General features: G+C 31.9%; 24 protein-coding genes and 1 tRNA gene. 10 read left to right on the plus strand and 15 right to left on the minus strand.

What is annotated here, in order from left to right; translation table 11 throughout:
• Nucleotides 1-31 precede the first annotated feature (31 nt).
• Together LWW95_01505 and LWW95_01510 are read left to right on the plus strand one after the other, a co-directional pair.
• Complete coding sequence (locus LWW95_01505; protein ID MDL1955719.1) at nt 32-451, plus strand: 4Fe-4S binding protein; 420 nt, start codon at nt 32-34, stop codon at nt 449-451.
• Complete coding sequence (locus tag LWW95_01510) at nt 438-2,201, plus strand: aldehyde ferredoxin oxidoreductase family protein (GenBank protein MDL1955720.1); 1,764 nt, start codon at nt 438-440, stop codon at nt 2,199-2,201. Before LWW95_01505 ends, LWW95_01510 begins: the two co-directional genes overlap by 14 nt.
• Here LWW95_01510 and LWW95_01515 read toward each other — a convergent pair.
• Nucleotides 2,155-2,841 carry a SagB/ThcOx family dehydrogenase gene (locus LWW95_01515; GenBank protein ID MDL1955721.1) on the minus strand — a complete coding sequence of 229 codons (687 nt, stop codon included), beginning with the start codon at nt 2,839-2,841 and terminating at the stop codon, nt 2,155-2,157. The genes LWW95_01510 and LWW95_01515 overlap by 47 nt on opposite strands.
• A gap of 171 nt (nt 2,842-3,012) precedes the next feature.
• Nucleotides 3,013-4,575, minus strand: a complete 1,563-nt coding sequence (locus LWW95_01520) for an RNA-directed DNA polymerase (protein MDL1955722.1) — start codon at nt 4,573-4,575, stop codon at nt 3,013-3,015.
• A 454-nt stretch (nt 4,576-5,029) separates the two neighbouring features.
• Between LWW95_01520 and LWW95_01525 the strand changes: the two genes are divergently transcribed.
• Nucleotides 5,030-5,106 (plus strand) — tRNA-Arg (locus LWW95_01525).
• Nucleotides 5,107-5,110: 4 nt separating this feature from the next.
• Here the strand turns inward: LWW95_01525 and LWW95_01530 are convergent.
• The 10 genes from LWW95_01530 to rplM form a co-directional block, all read right to left on the minus strand.
• Nucleotides 5,111-6,064 (minus strand): DUF1848 domain-containing protein, encoded by a 954-nt coding sequence (locus tag LWW95_01530; protein ID MDL1955723.1) that lies wholly within the window; start codon nt 6,062-6,064, stop codon nt 5,111-5,113.
• Complete coding sequence (locus LWW95_01535) at nt 6,061-6,591, minus strand: hypothetical protein (GenBank protein MDL1955724.1); 531 nt, start codon at nt 6,589-6,591, stop codon at nt 6,061-6,063. The genes LWW95_01530 and LWW95_01535 overlap by 4 nt, the downstream gene beginning before the upstream one ends.
• Entirely contained in the window at nt 6,588-6,842 is a 255-nt protein-coding gene (locus tag LWW95_01540; protein ID MDL1955725.1) for a SemiSWEET transporter, read from the minus strand. Before LWW95_01540 ends, LWW95_01535 begins: the two co-directional genes overlap by 4 nt.
• Nucleotides 6,842-7,681 (minus strand): hemolysin family protein, encoded by an 840-nt coding sequence (locus tag LWW95_01545; GenBank protein MDL1955726.1) that lies wholly within the window; start codon nt 7,679-7,681, stop codon nt 6,842-6,844. The genes LWW95_01540 and LWW95_01545 overlap by 1 nt, the downstream gene beginning before the upstream one ends.
• An 11-nt stretch (nt 7,682-7,692) precedes the next feature.
• Complete coding sequence (locus tag LWW95_01550) at nt 7,693-8,130, minus strand: S-adenosylmethionine decarboxylase (protein MDL1955727.1); 438 nt, start codon at nt 8,128-8,130, stop codon at nt 7,693-7,695.
• A 22-nt stretch (nt 8,131-8,152) separates the two neighbouring features.
• Nucleotides 8,153-8,986 (minus strand): polyamine aminopropyltransferase, encoded by an 834-nt coding sequence (gene speE, locus LWW95_01555; protein MDL1955728.1) that lies wholly within the window; start codon nt 8,984-8,986, stop codon nt 8,153-8,155.
• A 17-nt stretch (nt 8,987-9,003) separates the two neighbouring features.
• The gene (locus tag LWW95_01560; protein MDL1955729.1) at nt 9,004-10,170 is read right to left on the minus strand and encodes a type III PLP-dependent enzyme; all 1,167 of its coding nucleotides are present in this window, start codon (nt 10,168-10,170) and stop codon (nt 9,004-9,006) included.
• 88 nt (nt 10,171-10,258) lie between these two features.
• Complete coding sequence (gene argC, locus LWW95_01565; protein MDL1955730.1) at nt 10,259-11,296, minus strand: N-acetyl-gamma-glutamyl-phosphate reductase; 1,038 nt, start codon at nt 11,294-11,296, stop codon at nt 10,259-10,261.
• 5 nt (nt 11,297-11,301) lie between these two features.
• A complete protein-coding gene (gene rpsI, locus LWW95_01570; GenBank protein ID MDL1955731.1) occupies nt 11,302-11,694 on the minus strand; it encodes a 30S ribosomal protein S9 in 393 nt (130 codons plus the stop codon).
• 9 nt (nt 11,695-11,703) lie between these two features.
• Entirely contained in the window at nt 11,704-12,132 is a 429-nt protein-coding gene (gene rplM / locus LWW95_01575; protein ID MDL1955732.1) for a 50S ribosomal protein L13, read from the minus strand.
• 112 nt (nt 12,133-12,244) lie between these two features.
• On the opposite strand from rplM, the gene LWW95_01580 reads away from it, so the two are divergent.
• The 7 genes from LWW95_01580 to LWW95_01610 all read left to right on the plus strand — a co-directional run bounded on the left by LWW95_01580 (nt 12,245) and on the right by LWW95_01610 (nt 17,969).
• Nucleotides 12,245-12,844 (plus strand): CBS domain-containing protein, encoded by a 600-nt coding sequence (locus LWW95_01580; GenBank protein MDL1955733.1) that lies wholly within the window; start codon nt 12,245-12,247, stop codon nt 12,842-12,844.
• Between the two features lies 1 nt (nt 12,845).
• Nucleotides 12,846-13,625, plus strand: a complete 780-nt coding sequence (locus LWW95_01585; protein ID MDL1955734.1) for a tRNA (adenine-N1)-methyltransferase — start codon at nt 12,846-12,848, stop codon at nt 13,623-13,625.
• Nucleotides 13,609-14,475, plus strand: coding sequence for a hypothetical protein (locus LWW95_01590; protein MDL1955735.1), 867 nt, complete (start codon nt 13,609-13,611; stop codon nt 14,473-14,475). Before LWW95_01585 ends, LWW95_01590 begins: the two co-directional genes overlap by 17 nt.
• 407 nt (nt 14,476-14,882) lie before the next feature.
• Complete coding sequence (locus LWW95_01595) at nt 14,883-16,262, plus strand: ATP-binding protein (protein ID MDL1955736.1); 1,380 nt, start codon at nt 14,883-14,885, stop codon at nt 16,260-16,262.
• A 37-nt stretch (nt 16,263-16,299) separates the two neighbouring features.
• A complete protein-coding gene (locus LWW95_01600; protein ID MDL1955737.1) occupies nt 16,300-16,605 on the plus strand; it encodes a hypothetical protein in 306 nt (101 codons plus the stop codon).
• Nucleotides 16,606-17,356: 751 nt separating this feature from the next.
• Complete coding sequence (locus LWW95_01605) at nt 17,357-17,551, plus strand: hypothetical protein (protein MDL1955738.1); 195 nt, start codon at nt 17,357-17,359, stop codon at nt 17,549-17,551.
• Complete coding sequence (locus tag LWW95_01610) at nt 17,544-17,969, plus strand: hypothetical protein (GenBank protein MDL1955739.1); 426 nt, start codon at nt 17,544-17,546, stop codon at nt 17,967-17,969. Before LWW95_01605 ends, LWW95_01610 begins: the two co-directional genes overlap by 8 nt.
• Nucleotides 17,970-18,108: 139 nt before the next feature.
• Here the strand turns inward: LWW95_01610 and glgB are convergent, their stop codons facing one another.
• From glgB to LWW95_01625, 3 genes are read right to left on the minus strand one after another with little or no spacing between them, the layout of a single operon-like run.
• On the minus strand, nt 18,109-20,307 hold the full coding sequence (glgB, locus tag LWW95_01615) for a 1,4-alpha-glucan branching protein GlgB (protein ID MDL1955740.1): 2,199 nt from the start codon (nt 20,305-20,307) through the stop codon (nt 18,109-18,111).
• Nucleotides 20,292-21,131 carry a ParB/RepB/Spo0J family partition protein gene (locus LWW95_01620; GenBank protein ID MDL1955741.1) on the minus strand — a complete coding sequence of 280 codons (840 nt, stop codon included), beginning with the start codon at nt 21,129-21,131 and terminating at the stop codon, nt 20,292-20,294. Before LWW95_01620 ends, glgB begins: the two co-directional genes overlap by 16 nt.
• Nucleotides 21,124-21,894 (minus strand): AAA family ATPase, encoded by a 771-nt coding sequence (locus tag LWW95_01625; protein MDL1955742.1) that lies wholly within the window; start codon nt 21,892-21,894, stop codon nt 21,124-21,126. Before LWW95_01625 ends, LWW95_01620 begins: the two co-directional genes overlap by 8 nt.
• Nucleotides 21,895-21,916 lie beyond the last annotated feature (22 nt).

The following is a 21,916-nucleotide window of genomic DNA, read 5'->3' on the forward strand; positions in this document are numbered from 1 at the left end:
CCTCCTTAAATAAGTACCACATAATGTCCTTATGACTCGTTTGCAGGTAATAGACACAGAGCGATGTGTAGGTTGTCAGTTATGTATGTATGCATGTCAACGCCGTTTTGGTAAAGGTGGAATCGGCAGTGCGGCTATTTTTGTTCGTTCAAGAGGAGGCATGGGACGTGGTTTTCGTGTAGTAGTCTGCCGTGCATGTTCAGATCCTCCTTGTGCAGCAGTATGTCCAGTAGATGCTTTACGTATACGTAAAGGGGGAGGGGTAATTTTACAACCCAATAAGTGTATTGGTTGTGGTCATTGTCAAGAAGCTTGCACTATTGGTGCTATTTTTTGGGATGATAGAGCTAATAAGCCTGTAATTTGTGTGCATTGTGGTTATTGTGCCAATTTTTGTCCACATGGTGTAATTGCCCTTGTAAAGGAAGGAAGTAAAGATGTTATTAAATGACCCATTAGCAAAAGTACTTTATATTGATTTAAGTAGAAGAAGTTTTTGGATAGAATATCGTCAAGATTTATTTGAAAAATATTTAGGTGGTGTTGGTGTAGCTAGTATGCTTTTAAAAGAAGAATGTCCTGAAGGAATAGACCCATTTGATCCAAAAAATCCAATAATTTTTGCTGTTGGGCCTTTGGTAGGATTATTCCCTATGGCTTCAAAGACAGTAGCTATGTTTAAATCTCCATTAACAGGTAACCTTGGTGAGAGCCATGCCGGCGGTAGAAGTGCTGCTAGTATTCGTTTAGCTGGTTATGGCGCAATTGTAATTAAAGGTGCAAGTGATATTCCTATTTATTTAACAATTTATAATGATAAAGTTAGATTTCATGATGGTCGTGCCATTTGGGGAACACGTAGTACAGTTGCTGGTCGTGCTTTACGTGAAAAAGAACCTGGCTCTGGTATTAGATGTATAATGCGTATTGGGGTAGCTGGGGAAAGGCTTGTAAGATATGCTTGTGTTATTACTGAAACATTCCGCCATTTTGGCCGTTTAGGTTTGGGGGCAGTATTTGGAAGTAAAAAATTAAAAGCCATAGTTATTGCTGGGAACAATACTTTACAAGTAAAAAAAGGCAAAATTTATAAAGAAGCTTATAAAGAAATTTTTAAACGGATTTTAAGCTTATCTGCTTTAAAAAAATATCATGATTTAGGTACCCCAGTAAATATATTACCTTTAAATAAAATAAAAGCTCTTCCTACACGAAACCTTAAAACAGCTTTTTTTGAAGAAGCAGAAAAAATTTCTGGTGAACATTTTGCAGAAAATCATCTTGGTCGACGTCTAGCCTGTACTCATTGTCCTATTGCCTGCATCCATTTAGCAGCATTACGTCAGCCATATAAAGATGAGCCCTATTTTTACAAAACTACCTTTATTTCTTATGATTATGAATTAATTTATGCCTTAGGTAGTATGTTAGGTATTAGTGATTCTGTAGGAATTTTGCGCCTTTTAGATGAAATAGAAATTTTAGGTCTTGATGCTATTTCTACTGGAGTAGTGCTTGCCTGGGCTACAGAGGCTTTTGAAAAAGGATTAATTACTGAAAAAGAGACCGAATTAAGACCAAAGTGGGGAGATTATGAAAGTTATATTAATATGGTTAGAAAAATTGTTACTCAACCTAATGATTTTTATAAAACATTAGCTTTAGGAGTAGATGAAGCTGCCAAAAGATATGGAGGCGAAGAATTTGCTTTAGCTTTTGGCAAGAATGAAATGCCTGGTTATCATACTGGACCAGGCAGTTATTTAGGTTTTCTTACAGGTGCTCGTCATAGTCACTTAGATTCAGCTGGTTATAGCTTTGACCAAAAATATTTAGGAAAGGAATTTACTTCAAAAGATTTAGCTATTGCACTTTTTAAAGAAGAATCTTATCGGCAAATTTTATGTTCTTTAGTTATTTGTCTCTTTGCTAGAAGTGTTTATGACTGCCAGACAGTTTTGCGTCTTCTTGACATAGCTGGTTTTACAATGAATGAGAAAACATTAAGGCAATTAGGAGAGGAAATTTTAAAAAATAAATATCAATTCAAAATTCAAGAAGGTTTTTCTTTTAAAAACTTGCGTATTCCAAAAAGAATCCTTGAAACGATTTCCCCTCATGGCCAGCTAAAAGAGGATTTTTTGAGGGAAGCTATCAATGTCTATCAACAGCTTTTAGAAGGAAAGATATTTCTTGATTAATCTTTCCTACAGGCATTATACATAAAGGGTGTTCTTCATCCAGCATGTTTAGAATTTTTCTTACTTTATCGTCTCTAAAAGCTCCAACAACTACCGTGCCGAGATTCAAGGAAACTGCCTGTAGATAAACATTTTGAGCCGCATGACCAACTTCTATATGCACATATCTAATGCCTCTATCACCATATTTTTGAGTCGTTCGTTCATAAACTGCAGAGAATACAATAACGATAGAACCCTCTTTAACCCAAGGTTGTCCAAGAGCAGCAACAGATAATTCATCTCTCACATCCCCACTTCTGACCTTTACAAGTTCGTGTCCATGTGGCTTATATTTATAAACCCCTTTTGCAAGTCCTTCTACATTACCAATCACTACATATACTTCAAGCGGGTAGAGTGCGCCTGCAGAAGGTGCTGTTCTAAAACCTCTTGGATTGGTAATTCCCTGCGCAGCCCAAAGAAGCTGTGAAACTTCAGCAAGCGTGAGTGCTTCATCTTTATATTTTCTGATAGATCTTCTTTCACGCAAAGCCTTCTCAACTGAAGTATTGCTATCATACTTTGGCTTAGGTAATTTTATTTTTTCATTAATGGATTTGCTATGCTCATATTTACTCTCCACTGATTGCCATAACATGAAAAATCCACTCAATACCATAATCATAATTATGATATGTATTTTTTTCATGATATTACCTTATTTATGTCGCCCTAATGTTCCAGCGATATCCGAAGTTCCGAGCGAAGTGAAGAGTTTGGACGAAGTGTTAGCGAAGTCGAATATGCACCGCTATATGAAGTGACAATATTAATTATATTCATAAATTGGTCCCTCAAATTCTTCATAAGTTTCTATTTTGGGTTTTTCTGTTGTTAAGTAGTAAATCGGACTTTTTAAGGATTTCACATAGTCAACAAATTGCTTAATTTTTACATCAGATTCACGTCTCTTCACTCGAGAATAAAAATCATTGCGAGAAGCTTTACCTAATTCTTGAACTGCTAAAATTACTGCTAGTTTTGTATAAGTCTCGGATAAACTATCATAACTATCTACGATTAATTCTCTATCCCTATTATTACCATATTTTCCGGCTAACAAGAAATAGAACCCACGTACTGCATAGTGTTTATTAGTGCCCTTTGCGGAATTGAGGAAAAATTCGATATTTTCTCGGTTTATTCTAACATTGAATTTTAAAAGGGTCTGTAATATTTTTAGTTCTTGCCATTCGTAAATATTATTCTCTGATTTTAAAAATTCTAACAAAAATTTCACTATATTTTCATCGTTAGGAAACATTGATAAGAAATCACAAAACAATCCAGTATGATGAGGTTTTGAAATAAAATTATCTTTGATAGTTTTTATTATTTTTGTGGTATCAAAGTTGAAACCACTATTTTTTAAAATAGACAGTCTGTATAAAGAAAAATTTAAGTGTGTTTTTTCAAACGGATCATTTGAAAAAGCATCCTCAAAAATTTTTAATAAAGCAGGGATAACTTTTTCTTCTATAAGTTTTTTATTCCCAGATTTCATCAGTGTATCTATTATATCCAAAAGAGATTTATGTGGGTCAAAAAGTTTTTCTTCTATCTCCCCACCTTTAAGTATGGATGTCTTTTTAGCGTTTATATTAAGCTTAACATTTCTCAAAGCTATTATAAGATCTTTAAGTGCAATTTTTGTCTCAATTTCTCGTTTACAAAATATCCTAATATCATCCATATACCGAAAATATCCTTCATATTTTTCCATTTGGCGATCTACATGATCCAAATATATATCTGCAAGAAATGCCGAAGCTGGAGGACCTTGTGGCAGTCCATATTCTGATATACGTTCGTCGCTCCACTTTCTTAAAAGGTGAAAAAGAGCTTTAATTATTTTAAGTTTATCTCTATTGTCTCCCAAATAATTTAAAATTCTTTTACGCAATTCTTGCAGATTGATATTCTCATAATATCCCGTCAAGTCAGTAGTTACACAATACTTATACCCATTTTTATAATATTCCCTACAACATTCGTCAAACTTTAACCAAGCATCTGTCTTTTTCTTACTCTGACCTTTAAAATTCAAAATGCTAAAACTTCTCTGACAAATCTCCTCCTTCTTTAATATTTCTTTTGCCAGATAATCGATAATTGCTTCATATATCAGCCAGTCCCTTACAGATGGTCTCGCCATGGGCCTAATAGTAAAGTTTTCTTTAGGAACATCTATTCTTAGCAAGGGCTCCGGTATCTCCTTTTCTTCTGCATATTTTTCGAACAAGCTTTCTATTTCAGTAGAAAAATCAGGTTTGAATAAATGCTTAAGATGCAGAAAACCTAATATGTCGGGTACAGGATTGTTTCCTCTCAATTCTTCAGAAATTATCCTTTTTAAGGCTGTATTTAAATCTAACTTCATAGTTCTACTTCTTTTAATTTCACTGCTGCCATTTCATATAACTCATTCATATCTGCATTGCTGATATCATTCCAATTCTAGTAAATATACGCAATATTGCAGATATACATACTCTGGGCACACTCATATTTCTTCCTTCTTAAAGAAAGTATCAAGTGGATTCCTTATTTTTGCTATGTTTGTCTTACTCACACTAAATATACCTTAAATCCACCCCGCTTTCCAGAAAATGTATCACAAATAAAGTCTTAAAGAACGAGCTGCCAAAGTTTATCATCATCTAACATCTCTGGTCAACAGTATAAATCCAAAATTTTTCAGACACATAGTGCTAAAGGCTGAGTTGTTTAGAAAAGGATTTTTCATTGCTTGCAATTTTTAAAAAACTTGATAAAATAATTTTGGTGCGCCTGTAGCTCAGCTGGATAGAGCGCCGGACTACGAATCCGTAGGTCGGGGGTTCGAATCCCTCCAGGCGCGCCATTTTTTAAAATAAACAATTGTTTAAAAGAAAGTGTGAATTTGCCCTTTTGTCCTTCTGAAGATATGTTTTTTTTAAATTAATAAAAACATTTCCTTCCATAGAATTCCATATAGGAGAAAAGTTTTTATAAAATTTTTTAGCCTTTTCTTTATTGAGGTTTGCATAACAATATACACAACCATGAATGCAAGTGTTATATGCGCCAATATCAATACTTTTAGTACAAGCACATTCTTTTCTTGTAGCTGCAGGTTTGGTTTCTAATGAAATATGAAAAAGATTAGATAAATAATAGGCATTAATACAACTTGCTTTTTTAACTTTGTCAGAGAGAAGATAATCATTGCAACAAGCATATAATTTTATATTGTATTTTTCAGCTATTTCAGCCAATTTATAAGCAAATCTTCTTTTTTCAATCTGGCTGATTTCAATTGGGATTTGATTAGTATATTTCCTAAAATTTATTAATACTTTTTTATATAAGTTTACAAAACTTATATAGCATGTTTTTGTATATCCACATAATTTTTCAATACATTTTATAAATTTTTCTTGATAATAATCAAAAGAAAGTTCATTAGTGATACATATAGGATCAAATCGCCAGACAATATGTTTTGGTGAATATCTTTTTGAAATAAAGATAAAATCTTTAATTGCTTCTTTATAATCAGGTACATTGGGTTCAAGTATTTTATTTCCTGTGATAGTGAAATGAAAAAATAAATTAGAAACTTTATTTTCTATTTTTTCTATTTGTTTTAATAAAGGAGAAAAATTTTTTGACCAAAATACAATCACACCTATATCTTCTGGTTTTAAAGAAACATATAGCCATTCTTTAGTAAAAGGATGTTTAACATAAACAAATCCAGATTTTAAACGATTAATAAACCAATCTGTATAAAAAGCAGGAATATCTGTCCTTCTGCTAACTGAAATGATTGATTTCATTTTTTAAAAATCTCTATAATCTCTTTAAAAGATAAAGGAATACGTTTAAAAAATTCTTCAGCATTTGGTAAAATTTTAAAAGGATCAAGATTTAATTCTTTTACAAACCATTTCCAATCTTCTTTTTTACAATTTATAGTACGTAAAAAGTGCTTTTTCAAGTAATCATCTTTTAATTCTGCTTTTACATAAATAGTTAAGGCTTGAGCCAATTCAGGAATAATATTGCTTATATCAAGCTTTTCTTTATTTGCATATTGTTTTAATCTTTTATAGTTTATAATAGCACGTTCTATACCTCTAAATTCATTTTTCCCTCTCATTTGAGGATTTAAATCTCTTAAAATAATTCGTTTATATCCTTCTATTACACCCTGTTTAAGAAAATCAATTTCTTTTTGAGTGAGAATTAAATGAGGTCCTTCAGGTTTTTCAGTAAGAAAATAAAGGCTACTATAAAAAGCTACTTCCGGCAATTCACCTGAATGAGCAATGATTTCTCTTTCTTGTATTACTTCTTCTCTCATAGAGAGTCATTAATTTTTAAAATAACGATAGGCAACCATAAACAGAGAGCAATAATATTAAAGACAATTACTGGTAAAGAATTTGTTAAAAATCCATAAATTACCCAACAAAATATGCCAAAAATAAATGGGAAAAGAAATTTAAGGGTAAAACTGCGTACGTCTTTATTTTTATATGAATAATAAAGTTGAGGTAAAGCACTAAAAGTAGTCAAAATTCCTGCAATAGTTCCTATTATTATTTCAGACATTATTTAATCTTTTTTATCATTATTTCTTGAAGACGGCGAGGAGTAGCTGAGAGTATTGTAAATTCAAAATTTTTATAATAAACAACCTCTTTTGGCTTAGGTACAGTGCCTGTAAGATGAATTAAAAAACCAGCTAGTGTTTCATATTTACCTTCAGGAAATTCTATTCCCAAAATTTCTCCCAATTCATCCAAATCAATTCCTGCTCGTACCCGCCAAGTATTTTCTGTAGTTTGAACAATAGGTATTGCTTCTCTATCATATTCATCTTGAATTTCACCAAATATCTCTTCAATAATATCTTCAATAGTGACTAACCCAACAGTGCTTCCATGTTCGTCAACTACAATTGCCAGATGGATATGACGAGTATTCATTTCTTTTAATAATGTATTTATTTTTTGAGTTTCTGGGACAAAAAGAGGAGGTATAAGTATTTTAGTCAAATCCATGTCTTTTTCTTTGCTCAACCAAATTTTAAGAAGATTTTTAGCATGAAGAATACCAATGATATTGTCAAAGTGCTCTTTATATATAGGTAAACGACTATGTCCTTTTTCAATAATAAGTTCAATAATCTTAGTTATAGGAGTATTTACTTCAGCACATACCATCTCTGGGCCAGGTATCATAATTTCTCTTACTGTGGTATCTTTAAAGCGAAATGCCCTGATAATAATCCTAAATTCTTCTAAAGACAAAAATTTTTTTTCTTTTCCTTTTTCGAGGAGCCAAAAAAATATTTTTTCAAATTTTTTAGCTTTTTTAAGCTCTTTATTCCATATGTATTTAGCAAAATTATCTAGGAGGCAAGAAAAAAGACTATCCTCCTCGTTCAATCCTTTCCTCCCTAAAGGATAAAAGTACCTGTCTCATTTAAATGAGCAGATAAATTGTCTGCAATTTTAATAAAACGTGGGACTTCTTGACCTCTGATAAGGACCTTTATTTTACTTTTCTTTATACCAAAAAGATGAATTATATCCTTTATAGCTTTATCTATATCAAATTCTTTACATGAATAGATATCTAAATTCATCTCTGATGTAGCTAAATTTGCATGAATGCTTATGTGGCTTTCTGCAATCATCACAAATCCAAAAATCATCTCAATATCATTCATATAATATCTATTTACATACGGAGGAGATACCTTATTCATGTTAATTTCAGTAGGATATTTGTCCAAAAACTCATAAATGAAATGATTGTCTGAAATTTTATTATAATCACATTCTACTCCATCAATTATGAGATGATATCCTTTGCCATCACGGACCTTTTCCATTTTTTGCCTCCTTGACTAAATTTTACCATTTTAATTCTTTATTCATAATTCTTTGGTATAATGTTTTAGGTAAAAAACACCATTTATGAACTTCTGAATCATAAAATCTTACTCCAGTAACAGGTGCCTTTTGTGGCTTTCTAGGATTGTATTTCATTGAAGCAATTGAAAATGTCCACCAATTTCCAGGATATGTAGCAATTGGCACAGAATATAAATCAACAATTGAAAATACTTTTTTTAAAGTTTCTTGTATTTCAATAGTAACATCTCTATGAAAACATAGAGATTCACTATGAGTTACAAATAAACCATCATCTTTTAAAGCTTTTTTCACATGAAGAAAAAAATCATAAGAATATAAACTGCGGGCAAAACCAATAGCATCTGTTGAATCTACAATAACAACGTCAATATCTTTAACACCTTTTATAAATTCAGAGCCATCTCCAATATGAATTTCTACTTTTGGATTATCTAATGATTGTGAAACAAATTTTAAAAGATTTTTTGAAACTTCAATGACTTGTTTATCAAGTTCTGCCAAATAAACTTTTTCAACACTTTCATGTTTTAAAACTTCTCTAACAGCCCCTCCATCTCCTCCTCCTATAACAACAATTTTCTTTGCACAGGGATGTGTATGCATGGCAATATGAACTAGCATTTCGTGATAAAAAAATTCATCCCTTTGGGTCAATTGAACAATGTTATCTAAAACAAGGACTTTTCCAAAATCAGGGGTTTCTAATACTAAAATCTCTTGATATGAGCTTCTTCCTTTAAATAATATGTTATCAACTTCATAAGTATATTGGATTGGAGAAAAGGGTTCATTTTCTATAAATTTAATCATATTTTTCTCCTAAAATTTTATATTAAAATCACTTTTGGAATAGGAAAGCCATTGAATTCAGATGCATAAGAAACAGTATAAGCCCCTGCAGACAGAATAAGCACTAAACTACCTTCTTCTACATCTGGTAAATCAACATGTTTATCTATTACATCCATACTATCACAACTTGGCCCAGCAACTGTCCATTTTTTATATTTACATTTATCACTTTTTACTTCAACAATATAAGTATATTTAATACCTCCTAAGCTTTCCATTAAACCATTAAACACACCAACATCTAAATAAAGCCAATTTTCATAATTTCTAACTGCTTTACCCAATATTTTGGTTACCATTATTCCTGCATCTCCTATTACAGCCCTTCCAGGTTCAATATGGACTTCAAAATCTCCAGGTATTTTTTCTTTTAAAAGTTTTGCGACATACTGTTCAATCTCATTAATTTTAGGCGCTATTTTTGTGTAATTTATTGGATATCCCCCTCCTATATTTAATACTTTTAACTCAATTTTATTTTCAATAGCCCTTTCCCATAGCTGTCTAGCCTTATCTATAGCAATATACCAATTATATAAATTCAAGCACTGCGAACCAACATGAAAAGTTATACCTATTGGATTTAAGTTCAGCTCCTTAGCTCGCTTTAATAATTCAAAAGCTTCATCTAATTCTACACCAAATTTTTTGCTTAAAGGCCATTCACTACCTTCATTAGGTACCGAAATTCTCACATAAACATTACAACCTGGCGCATATTTGTCAAGTTTTTCTAATTCTGTAAAAGAATCAAAAGCAAAAAATTTAACTCCATAAGAGTATGCTTTTTTAATAAAATTTATAGATTTAATTGGATTACTAGAAATAATTAAATCCGGATTTATATTTAAATTAATTAATAAATCAAGTTCACCTTCAGAAGCAATTTCAAATCCTATTTTATGATTTTTTAAAAGTTTTAAAATTTTTTCATCTGAATTTGCTTTTACTGCATAAAAAACTTTGCTGTTTTGAATATTTTTCCCTATTAAAGAAACATTTTCTGCAATTTTTTCTTCATCCATTAAAAGCACAGGAGTAGATATATCTGGATTGTGATCAATAAATGAAAGTACTTTTAATAATGTTCTTTTTGTGACAATTTTTCTATGCCATGCTTCTATTTTAAATTTTTTAACCATAGTAGAGCTATTTTTCCTTTTTATGATAAGATGTCAAGATGTTTAGTAAAATTTTTATCAAGATGTTTAGTAAAATTTTTATGGAATTTTATGGGAAAAGAGGTGGTATTTTTAAACCAGTTTCTTCTGGAAGATTTAACATAATATTCATATTTTGAATAGCTTGTCCTGAAGCACCTTTACCCAAATTGTCAATAGCTGCCATAATTACTATTTTTTTGGTTCTTTCATTTACTTTTACTCCTAAATGACATTCATTTGTACCTCGCACATAAATTGTTTGTGGTACATTAGGAGGAACTAATACTTTTATAAAATATCTTTCTAAATAAAAATTTTTTATTAATTTATAAGCATCTTCTGTTGTGATACTCTCTGTAAGATGAGCATAAATAGTAGTAAACATGCCTCTTGAAGCAGGAATAAGATGAGGAACAAAAGTAACTTTTACTTCTCTACCAGCAATAAAACTTAATTCCTGTTCTATTTCAGGTGTATGACGATGAATACAAACATTATATGCCTTCATATCTTCATTAGCTTCACAAAAATGTGTAGTCAATTTAGGACTACGACCAGCACCACTTACACCAGACTTAGCATCAATAATAATGCTATTAATATCAATTAATTTTTCTTTTAAAAAAGGAGCAAGAGCAAGAATGGCTGTTGTAGGATAACAACCTGGATTAGCTACTAAATCTGTTTTTTTAATTTCATTTTCATAAATTTCTGGTAATCCATAAACTGCTTTTTGTATAATTTCTTTTGCTTTATGCTCTCCATACCAAGCTTCATAAATACTTACATCCTTTAAACGAAAATCAGCACTTAAATCAATAACTTTTTTCTTTTCTTCCAATAATTTAGGAACTATGTCCATAGAGACTTGATGAGGTAGGGCAGTAAAAAATAAATCTGCCTCTGATATAATTGTTTCTGAATCAGGGGAGACAAGAGTCAAATACTCATAATTTTTAAATCCTGGAAAGAGATCAGAAATTTTTTTCCCAGCAAATTGTTTTGAAGTGACAACAGTTACTTTTACTTTAGAATGATTTGAAAGAAAACGAAGTAATTCTAAACCTGTATAGCCTGTTGCACCAAAAATACCAACTCTTATCAAATTAATTACCGTTTAGAGTATTGGAAAGCTCTTCTAGCACCTGCCAATCCATATTTTTTCCTTTCTTTAACTCTTGGATCTCTTGTAAGAAATCCTGCTTTTTTTAACATAGGCTTTAATTCTGGATTAAACACTACAAGTGCTCGTGCAATACCATGTCTTATAGCTTGTGCCTGTCCACTTTTTCCACCACCTTTAACATTAACCATTATATCAAATTTATTTAACATTTGAGTTAATTCCAAAGGTTGACGAATAATCATTAAAAGTGTTTCTCTTTCAAAATATTCATTATAAGGCTTTTTATTAACAATAATTTGACCTGAACCTGGCGATATTAACCAAACACGTGCAACTGCTGTCTTTCTTTTTCCAGTAGCATAAAATCTTTCTGCCATTTTTTTCACCTAAAGTGATAACGGTATTGGTTTTTGTGCTTGATGGGGATGTTTTGGCCCAGCATATATTTTTAATTTCTTTAACATTTTACGACCAAGTTTATTTTTAGGTAACATTCTCTTTACAGCCAATTCAATAAGACGCTCTGGTCTTTTTTCCCACATTTGTTTGGCAGTAAGAACTTTCAATCCTCCCATATAGCCAGAATGGCGATAATATAATTTTTTTTCCCATTTTTTTCCAGTGAGCCTTATTTTCTCTGCATTAATAACAATAATGTAATCACCTGTATCTACATGTGGAGTATAAATAGGTTTGTGTTTGCCCATAAGCCGAATAGCAATTTGACTTGCTAATCTTCCTAAAATTTTTCCAGAAGCATCCACAACATACCACTTTCTTTCGACATCCTCTTTTCTCAACATAAAGGTCTTCATCTTAAGCCTCCAAACAACGTTGGGTTTTATAATCCAAGAAAATCATCTTGTCAAGCAGAAGAAATTTATAATTGGAATTGACATATTAGAAACTTTGCTTTAAAAAAAAGCTATGCATGTATCAAAATGGATGGTTACAGATATTATTACTGTAAAAAAAGATACAGATATAAAAGAAGCTATCCGTTTAATGGAAAAATATTCTATCCGCCATCTGCCAGTAGTAGAAGAAGGGCGTTTTGTAGGTTTTGTTACTGAAGGAGACTTGCGGCAGTTGCTTATACCAGCTATGCTTGAAGATATTAAGGTAAAAGATGTAATGATTACTGACCCAATTACAGTTACTCCAGAAACAGACATTGAGACAGCTGCTAAATTGATTTATCAGTATAAAATTGGTGGATTACCAGTATTAAAAGGAAATAAACTAGTTGGAATTATTACTACTACAGATATTCTGCGAGCCTTTATTGAAATGATGGGTATACTTATGGCTGGTTCTCGTTTAGATGTGGTAATTGGAGATTCCCCTCAGGCATTTAAAGAAGTTTATAATATTATTCATCGTCACAATGGCCGCCTTATAAGTTTAGGCATTCTTCCTAATGAACATGAAACAATCTATTCTTTCCGTCTTGAAAGATGTGAATTAGAACCTATTATTGAAGCTTTAACTGCTCGTGGCTATAAAGTGATTTCGACTTTTCCATAAAATGCTCTGGCAACCTGGCGACCTAGTGCTTCTCCTTTCGCCGGAAGGAAAGCGTTTTATTGTTCGGATTGGACCAAAAAAATTAAGTACACATCATGGTGAAATAGATTTAGAATCACTCACCAAGGTTTCTCCAGGTAATGTTATTTATACACATAAAGGTATCCCATTTGTAAGTTTAAAACCTACTCTTTATGACTTTATTCATCATCTTGTTCGGCGCACTCAGATTATTTATCCTAAAGATTTAGGTTACATCCTTGTCCGTTTAGGCATAGCACCTGGTAATAGAGTGATAGAAGCCGGAGCAGGTAGTGGTGCACTCACTTTAACATTAGCTTGGACTATAAGACCAACAGGTAAAGTTTATAGCTATGAAAAAGAGGAAAAATTCATAAAAATTTGCTGGGAAAATTTAACTTGGGCTGGTCTAAGTGATTGGGTAGAGCTTAAGCATCGTGACATTGAACAAGGCTTTGATGAAAGAGATGTAGATGCTATTTTTTTGGATGTAAAGACTCCATGGCAATATCTCTCCCAAGCTTGGGAAGCTTTAAAAGGAGGATGTGTATTGGGAATGCTTGTACCAACAACAAACCAAGTAAGTGAAATTTTAAAAAATATAGAAAAATTTCCTTTTGTTGATGTTGAAGTTATGGAAATCCTTTTAAGACGATACAAAACTGTGGCTGAAAGACTGAGACCAGAAGACCGCATGGTAGCTCATACTGGCTATCTTATTTTTGCGAGGAAAAAGGAAAAAGATGTCAATTGGCGCTAAACTTATGTTAACATTTTTTAAAAGTTTACCTTTAAATGCAATTGAACCCATTGCTAAATTTACAAAAGAAATAGCTTATCCACTCTTACAACAACGCCGAAAGATTGCCATGGCAAATTTGAATTTGGCTTTTAACAATCAGATATCTATTTTACAAAAGCATAAAATCCTTAAACAAAACCTCAACTTTTTTGGGCGAGGAATATTAGAACTTGGTAAATCTCTTTACTTACCACCAGAAGATATCTTGGAAAAATTTATTTTTTATGGTGAGGAGTATTTAAAAAGAGCTGCTGCTAAAGGAAAAGGCATCATTGCCATCAGTGCCCATATGGGAAATTTCCCTCTACTTTGTATAGCACTATGTTTAAAGGGCTACAAAACAGCTACTATTGCTAAATTACCACGGATAAAGGCACTAACTGAAGCTATAAAAGCCTATACTGATAAAATAGGTATCAAATTTATTTCACCTACTAATGGGAAAAGGGCTGCCTTTGAAAGCTTACAACATTTAAAAAAAGGTGGGCTTCTTTTCTTGCAATTAGATCAAAATGCCCCAAAACATAGAGCAATGATTTCATTCTTTGGCTATACTGTGCCTATGCCAAGGAGCCCTGTACTTTTAGCTCAAAAAACAGGAGCAACAATCTTACCTATTTTTACTATTTATGAACCATGTCTAAGGCACAAGGTTTTTATCGAACCACCAGTAGAGCTTGAAGGAAATTTAGAAAAAGACCTTACTTATCTTATGCAAATTGTTGAAACTTATGTGCGTCACTATCCAGAACAGTGGTGGTGGTGGCACAGAAGATGGAAAGAACATATCGATTATGAAAATTTATAGTTAATAGGGGAGAAAAATTCATACAAATTTACCAAGAAAGAGGACGTTGGTGGTAAATAGACAGACAATGATTACATATTCAAGATATCCTTTATCGAAGTGCTCAGGTATTTATTCCAGAAGAAAGGGAAATAGTCAGCGAATCTACTTTGAAATATTTCTGCCATCTTTCAGGAAATAAAGAGAAACAGACAAATCATTTATTTTTTGACAAAAAAGCTAAGACAAAAGAGATTTGGTATCATGGCTTTGCTAGCTATTCAAAAAATACACAAGCAAATCCCGTTATTGATGAGGATTTTAAAAACTGTTATAAGAAATGGAAAAATAGAAAAATATCAAAATAGTCATGGTTTGTGCTTGTAGAAGTTTTCAAGATAATGGAAGAAGAGAAAAGGGAGGTTTTAATGAAAATCATAGGAGAAAATTTTGGTCCACTTATTAATTTTGATATAAAGATTAAGCCTTTTACTCTTTTTATAGGTCCAAATGCTTCTGGAAAATCCTATATTGCTTATCTTATATGGTGTCTTTTTAAAGTCGAACCTGATTTTGATGAATTAGATAAAATTTTACAAAATCATGTTAAAGATATAAAAGATACTAATTTGATCAAAAATATAAAAGATTTTCTAAAAAATATTTTTTACAATCCTGATCTTTTTTATGTCGAGCTAGAAGATCTACTTAAGGATACTTTTTCAATAAATGAAGTTAGCGAACTTATACGGGAGGGAGCGGAAAAAGCTAAATTTGCTGTTACTAATGATAACGGGTCTGCGAAAATAAGCTTTAGCTTAACTAAAGAAAAAGGACTTCAATTACAAAAAATAGAAGGAATAGAGGATAAAATTAAAAGTTTAGAAATAAAAACAAAAAGAATTATTAAAAACAAATCAGGGATTAAAGTGATATTGTTAATGAACGGAGAAGAACTATATAGCTTAGACCTTCAGAGCTCAAAAGATATCTATGAACTCTGTAGATTTATACCTATTGCTTTTCAAGAAATTTTTGATGGGTATTTCCCTTATTTTGAAGTTCCGCTTCTTCCTGATGGAAAAGCAGGGCTCATGCGAGCACACTCAGCGATAGTCTATGCTTTAATGGAAAGGAAATGGAAGCAAGTTATTCCGTTAAATGCTGCTGATGCAGAATTTATGAGAGCTTTTGAAATTTTAGAGCCAAGAATAAAAAATAAAGAAATAGCTAATTTAGCTTCTTTTATAGAAGAGAAGATAAATGCTCAATTTTTATTGTATCGTGAACCTCCAAGATATGTTGTGAAGATAAGGGGATTAGAGATGCCTATTGAACGAGCTCCTTCAGGACATAGAGAAATAGCTTCATTTATTCTTGCGCTTAAATATGGGTTAGAAAAAAATACAATGCTTATTATGGAAGAGCCAGAGGCACACCTTCATCCAGATGCACATTCTATAATAACAAGGGCATTAGCTGGCCTTTCCAAATTTAGTGATGTGCTGATAACTACACACAGTGTATACATTCTTGATGAGATAAGTAATTTGATCAAACTTAATGAACTAAACTCCATAGAGAAAAAAGAATTAGGTTATGAAGAATGGGAGGGAATTAAACCAGATGATGTAGGTGTATATTTCTTTAGCTTTGATGGAAAAGTGAAATCTTTAGAAATTACTGAGGAAGGAATAGAGGAAAGTGGGCTTGATCAAGTAGTTCTAGAAATGGCAAATGCTCATGCAAGGGTGGAAAGTAAATTTGAAAGTAAAAGAGTTTCTAAACAATATTCCACAAAATTGTAAACACAAGAAAAGTTTAAAGAAGGACAATTGTCTAATATTGTGCTCTAAAGCAGATTTTATTATTGAACATGATAATTGTATTTCCTCAAGTGGTTGTGATGCAATTGCTATTGATTTTAATAATAAAAAGCTATACCTGATTGAAGTAAAGAAAGGAAGGTTTGATAGCAAAGATGCAAAGAGGGCAATAAAGCAACTTAATGAATGCATTGATTATTATGGTAAAAAATTAAAAGATTTTGAATTCAAACCCGTTATCCTTCGTGGTAACAAAAAGAGAATGGAAGGAAGTGCAAGGGAATTTTTAATTAGAAGAAAACATGAATTGAGAAAAAGAGGTTAAGACCTCTAATATTAAATTGTAGTGTAGATATTTCACTAAAGGCATAATGAATAAAAATTTTAATCCAAGAAAAAAGTAAAAGAAATCCTTAAAGAATTCAAGGAAAAGGTAAAATATATTCAGATTTAAATCTTAAAAGCGACATTGTTACTTGTTTTGATTATCTTTATGGAGTCTTTAAAACTTGGGAGCACTGTTTTTGATGATTTATTTATTAAGGAAACGAGCAGAAGCGAAAAGATCGAATTATGCGGTAGTTGCTCCTGAAGCTTTAGCAATATTGCGATGAAATATAGATTTACTCGTCGCTTTGAAAAAGCTTATGCTCAATTGCCAAGATGTTAAAGGTTTGTTTGATAAGAAATTAAACCAGTTTCTTTTGCAGAGGAAAAAATAGGTGATATTTGACCTTGCTTTATGTCTTCTGATGCTTCTTTTTCTGCTTCCTGTCATTCTTTTGTCCAAAAATAAGCTTGCTCAGGATCTATGATTTTTATCTCAATTACATCATCTTGACACGTAATTTTTACATATTTCCCAGGTATAAGATTATACTTTTTTCTTATTTCAGCAGGAATTATAATCTCCCCTTTTTGCCTCCCAAGCTCAACAACTTCCTAAATCCCTTATCAATAAACTTCTTGCCAAAGCCATTTGGAAATTCCATAAGTTTCTTAATTTGACTTAATTTCAGCTTTCTTTTATTATTAGGAACAGGTTTTAACAAAACATGAACATAAAGAGATTAAGTATGAAAGAAATAAGAGTAGATAAACACCTTAAACTTAGGGCAGATTTAATTAAAAAGGCTAAGGAAATTCTTAAGACTAAAACTGAGAGTGAAACAGTGGAAAAGGCGCTTAGTTTTATAGTGGCAGAGGCAGAAATACGGCAGGTTATTCGGAAAATGAAAGATATTGGAGGGGTTGAAGAAGTTTATGATTAAAGTGATTTATGATACTGATGTGTATATTAATTGGATGCAGGGAAAGGTTCCGGATACCCTAATGTTTAGAGAAGGTGAATTTATTTTTATCAGTAGTATAGTCATTATGGAACTTCGGGTAGGCGCTTTTACTAATAGGGCTATTTCAGCAATAGAAAGGCTTTTTGAAACAGCTATTAAAACAAGTAGACTCATAATACCAACAACTCAAGATTACCTTAAAGCTGGAGAAATTCTGAATCTTTTAAGAATAAAAAAAGGTTATGATATTAAAGGAGCCTCTCATATTACCAATGATGTATTAATTGCCATCACAACTAGACGTATTGGAGGCATCTTACGTACTTTTAATAAAGCTGATTATGAAGCTATAAGTACATTTTTAGATTTTAAGTGGGAAGTTATGCCTTCTATGTAAGTATTGACCAGTGCTAAATAAAATACTTATATAAACTTCTTACTAAGGCCATTTGGAAATTCCGTGAGTTTTTGAAATTTGGAACAGGATTAAGCACTATAAGGAATATGCCAAAGCGGCTTTTAGAAAGATAAACGGATTATTCAGGTTTCAAAATTAAGCCAGCCAGAGGTGGAAGGGTAAGGGATACAGAATAGGGAAAACCATGGGCATGTATGGATTCAGCTTTAATCTTTCCTAAGTTTCCAAGATTGCTACCACCATAGTATTCTGAATCACTATTAAAGATTTCTAAATAAGTTTTTAATTCTGGTACACCTATGCGATAATTAAAACGAGGTACAGGTGTAAGATTTAATACACAAATGAGATATTCTTTACCTGCTCTTCTTATATAAGAAAAAACAGAATGATTGTTATCATGACAGTCTATCCATTGAAAACCACTTGGAGTATGATCTTCATACCAAAGAGGTGGATTTTCTAAATAAATTTTTCCTAAGTCTTCAAAAAATTTAGAAAATTTTTTTCTATCAGGATCTTCTAAAAGATGCCAATCAATAGAGCTAAGATAATCCCATTCTTTTTCTTGTGCTATTTCATTTCCCATAAATACTAGTTTTTTCCCAGGATGTGTATACATATAAGTGAAAAGTGCCCTTAAATTAGCTAATTTTTGCCATTTATCACCTGGCATCTTTTGATAAAGACTACCTTTACCATGAACTACTTCATCGTGAGAAAGGGGCAAGATAAAATTTTCTGTATAAGCATAAAGCATAGAGAAAGTCATTTGATTATGATGCCATTTTCGATAAATGGGGTCTTTACTAAAATAAAAAAGTGTATCATGCATCCATCCCATATTCCATTTAAAGCCAAAACCAAGACCACCTAAATATACAGGTCTAGAAACACCAGGCCAAGCTGTAGATTCTTCTGCAATAGTAAAACAACCAGGACATTGTTGGTAAACCTCTTTATTTAATTCCTGTAAAAAGGCAATTGCTTCAAGATTTTCATTCCCTCCATATTTATTTGGGATCCATTCCCCAGGTTTACGACTATAATCTAAATATAGCATAGAGGCTACTGCATCTACCCTTAAACCATCAATGTGATATTCTTTTAACCAAAAAAGTGCATTGGCAATAAGGAAATTTTTTACCTCAGTGCGAGCAAAATTAAATATTAATGTATGCCAATCTGGATGTTCTCCTAAACGTGGATCAGCATATTCATAAAGAGCAGTACCATCAAAAAAACGCAAACTATAATCATCTTTTGGAAAATGACTTGGTACCCAATCTAAAATCACACCAATCTTATGTTGATGACAATAATCTACAAAATAACGAAAATCATCTGGATTTCCATAACGGCTCGTTGGGGCATAATATCCACTTACTTGATAACCCCAAGAGGCATCATGGGGATGTTCCATAATTGGTAAAAGCTCAATGTGAGTAAATCCATATTTCTTTATATGACTAATAAGTTTTGGGGCAATCTCTCTATAATTTAAAAATCTATTTTTCTCCCCCCTTTGCCAAGAACCAAGATGCACTTCATAGATATTTAAAGGAGAATGATAAATATTTTTTTTAATCCTTTCTTTCATCCAATCTTTATCATTCCATTGATATTTATTTAAGTCCCAAACAATACTTGCATTTTTTGGTCTTAACTCCATATAAAAGGCAAATGGATCAGTTTTTATTCTTAAATCACCTGATTTTGTTTTTATTTCATATTTATATAAAATGCCTTCTTCTAAATCTGGAATAAATATCTCCCATACACCACTATCTCCTAAGACCCTCATAGGATAAATTCTTCCATCCCAATGATTAAAATCACCAATCACACTTACCCTTAACGCATTTGGTGCCCAAACAGCAAAAGAAATACCTTTTACACCATCATGTATCATAGGATGAGCACCAAGCTTTTTATAAATTTCAAAATGGCGTCCTTCTCGAATTAAATATAAATCCAATTCTCCTAAAGTAGGTAAAAATCGATATGGGTCCCTCCTTTCCCAAATATTTCCATTTGAAAAGTAAAAACGTTGAATGTAATCAAAAGGCCATTTTTTATTTTTTATAAGAACAGCAAATAATCCATTTGGATGTATTTTTTCCATAGGTATTTCTTTTCCATCTAAAAGAAGTTTTGCCTGTATAGCATCAGGATGATAGGCACGAATAATAACCCCATTTCTATTTGGATGTCCTCCTAAAATATAATGAGGATCTTGATGTTCTCCTTTTATTAATTTTTCTATATCTTCTTGAGAAATACCAAAAAGAAAGTCATCTTTTATAAATAACTCCATTTTTCTCCAACAATGGTTTCAAGAAGTTGGAATAGTCCTTCTTCAGAGTAAAAAACAATTTCAATAACCCCTCCTTTTTTTCTTGGGGTGATCTTTACCTTTGTTCCTAAAAATTCTGTAAGTTTTTCAGCAACTTCTGAATAAATAGGATGCAATTTTTTCTTTTTTGATGTTTTTAATGTTTTTGCCCTTTTTTCTATTGCTCTAACTGAAAGGTTTTTATTTATGATTTCCTCTCGTAAAGCTAATTGTTGTTCTAAAGGTAAGCCAAGAAGGGCACGTGCATGACCCATAGTAAGACGTCCTTCAACTAAGTCCTTTTTAATAATATCTGGTAATTGTCTAAGACGTAAAAAATTGGCAATAGTTGTTCTGTCCTTTCCTACTCTCTTTGCTATTTCTTCTTGTGTAAGATGAAATTCTTTCATTAAACGATAATATGCTTCTGCTTCTTCTATTGGAGTAAGATCCTCTCGTTGTATATTTTCTATTAAAGAGAGCTCTAATAGCTCTGCTTCTGAAATATTTTCACGCACAATAACAGGCACTTCTTTTAAACCTACAGCCAAAGCTGCTTTAAGCCGTCGCTCTCCTGCAATTAGCTCATAACCATCATCTTTAGGTGTAACAAGAAGGGGTTGTAAAATACCTTTTTCTTTTATAGAGACCATAAGTTCTTGAAAAGCTGAATCATTTGTATCAATATTCTCCCTGGGTTGGAAACGATTGGGATAAATTTTTTCTATAGGGCAAAGAAAATAATCTGGTGTTTCTGTATCACCAAATAAGGCATTAAGTCCTCTGCCCAATCTTTTCTTAACCATGTTTTGCTCCTTGACGTTTTAAAAATTCCTCTGCTAATTGTCTATATTGCTTAGCACCATTACATTTAGCATCATAAAGAAAAATGGGTAAACCATGACTTGGCGCTTCACTTAAACGGACATTACGAGTAATGATAGTATCAAATGTATAATTTTTAAAGTGTTTTTTTACCTCTTTTTCTATTTGATAAGAAAGAAGATTCCGACGATCAAACATTGTTAAAAGGAATCCTTCTATTTTTAAAGATGGATTAAAACGCTGTTTGACCATTTTAATAGTTCTAAGTAAACGGGTTAAACCTTCTAAGGCATAATATTCACACTGAACAGGTATCAATACAGTATCAGCTGCTGTAAGAGCATTAAGAGTGAGAATACCAAGAGAAGGTGGACAGTCTAAAAAAATAAAATCATAATCAGACTTCAATAGAGAAATATATCTATTTAAATAACTTTCACGTTTACTCACATTTGCAAGCTCTATTTCAATACCAGCTAAATCAGGATGTGCAGTAATACAATGCAATTGTTTAAAACAAGTAGTTTTTATAGCATTTTTAATAGAAATTTTTCCAATAAGAATTTCATAAAGATTTAAACCATTTTCAGTAAGTCCAAGACCACTAGTAGCATTTCCTTGTGGATCACAATCAACTATAAGCACTTGTTTTTGGTATAAAGTTAAACCTGCTGCTAAATTTATTGCTGTTGTAGTCTTACCTACCCCACCTTTTTGATTAGCAATAGCAACAACCTTGCCCATTATTCGTCAAATACCATATTCT

Origin of the sequence: Candidatus Desulfofervidus auxilii (assembly GCA_030262725.1) — a bacterium.
Taxonomy (GTDB): Bacteria; Desulfobacterota; Desulfofervidia; order Desulfofervidales; family Desulfofervidaceae; genus JAJSZS01.

What these genes read in the sequence shown, in the direction of transcription:
- LWW95_01505 (MDL1955719.1), top strand. Translation starts at nt 32, where the DNA reads ATGACTCGTTTGCAGGTAATAGACACAGAGCGATGTGTAGGTTGTCAG.
- LWW95_01510 (MDL1955720.1), top strand. Translation starts at nt 438, where the DNA reads ATGTTATTAAATGACCCATTAGCAAAAGTACTTTATATTGATTTAAGT.
- LWW95_01515 (MDL1955721.1), bottom strand. Translation starts at nt 2,841, where the DNA reads ATGTTATGGCAATCAGTGGAGAGTAAATATGAGCATAGCAAATCCATT.
- LWW95_01530 (MDL1955723.1), bottom strand. Translation starts at nt 6,064, where the DNA reads ATGAAATCAATCATTTCAGTTAGCAGAAGGACAGATATTCCTGCTTTT.
- LWW95_01535 (MDL1955724.1), bottom strand. Translation starts at nt 6,591, where the DNA reads ATGAGAGAAGAAGTAATACAAGAAAGAGAAATCATTGCTCATTCAGGT.
- LWW95_01540 (MDL1955725.1), bottom strand. Translation starts at nt 6,842, where the DNA reads ATGTCTGAAATAATAATAGGAACTATTGCAGGAATTTTGACTACTTTT.
- LWW95_01550 (MDL1955727.1), bottom strand. Translation starts at nt 8,130, where the DNA reads ATGGAAAAGGTCCGTGATGGCAAAGGATATCATCTCATAATTGATGGA.
- speE (MDL1955728.1), bottom strand. Translation starts at nt 8,986, where the DNA reads ATGATTAAATTTATAGAAAATGAACCCTTTTCTCCAATCCAATATACT.
- LWW95_01560 (MDL1955729.1), bottom strand. Translation starts at nt 10,170, where the DNA reads ATGGTTAAAAAATTTAAAATAGAAGCATGGCATAGAAAAATTGTCACA.
- rpsI (MDL1955731.1), bottom strand. Translation starts at nt 11,694, where the DNA reads ATGGCAGAAAGATTTTATGCTACTGGAAAAAGAAAGACAGCAGTTGCA.
- rplM (MDL1955732.1), bottom strand. Translation starts at nt 12,132, where the DNA reads ATGAAGACCTTTATGTTGAGAAAAGAGGATGTCGAAAGAAAGTGGTAT.
- LWW95_01580 (MDL1955733.1), top strand. Translation starts at nt 12,245, where the DNA reads ATGCATGTATCAAAATGGATGGTTACAGATATTATTACTGTAAAAAAA.
- LWW95_01585 (MDL1955734.1), top strand. Translation starts at nt 12,846, where the DNA reads ATGCTCTGGCAACCTGGCGACCTAGTGCTTCTCCTTTCGCCGGAAGGA.
- LWW95_01590 (MDL1955735.1), top strand. Translation starts at nt 13,609, where the DNA reads ATGTCAATTGGCGCTAAACTTATGTTAACATTTTTTAAAAGTTTACCT.
- LWW95_01595 (MDL1955736.1), top strand. Translation starts at nt 14,883, where the DNA reads ATGAAAATCATAGGAGAAAATTTTGGTCCACTTATTAATTTTGATATA.
- LWW95_01605 (MDL1955738.1), top strand. Translation starts at nt 17,357, where the DNA reads ATGAAAGAAATAAGAGTAGATAAACACCTTAAACTTAGGGCAGATTTA.
- LWW95_01610 (MDL1955739.1), top strand. Translation starts at nt 17,544, where the DNA reads ATGATTAAAGTGATTTATGATACTGATGTGTATATTAATTGGATGCAG.
- glgB (MDL1955740.1), bottom strand. Translation starts at nt 20,307, where the DNA reads ATGGAGTTATTTATAAAAGATGACTTTCTTTTTGGTATTTCTCAAGAA.
- LWW95_01620 (MDL1955741.1), bottom strand. Translation starts at nt 21,131, where the DNA reads ATGGTTAAGAAAAGATTGGGCAGAGGACTTAATGCCTTATTTGGTGAT.
- LWW95_01625 (MDL1955742.1), bottom strand. Translation starts at nt 21,894, where the DNA reads ATGGGCAAGGTTGTTGCTATTGCTAATCAAAAAGGTGGGGTAGGTAAG.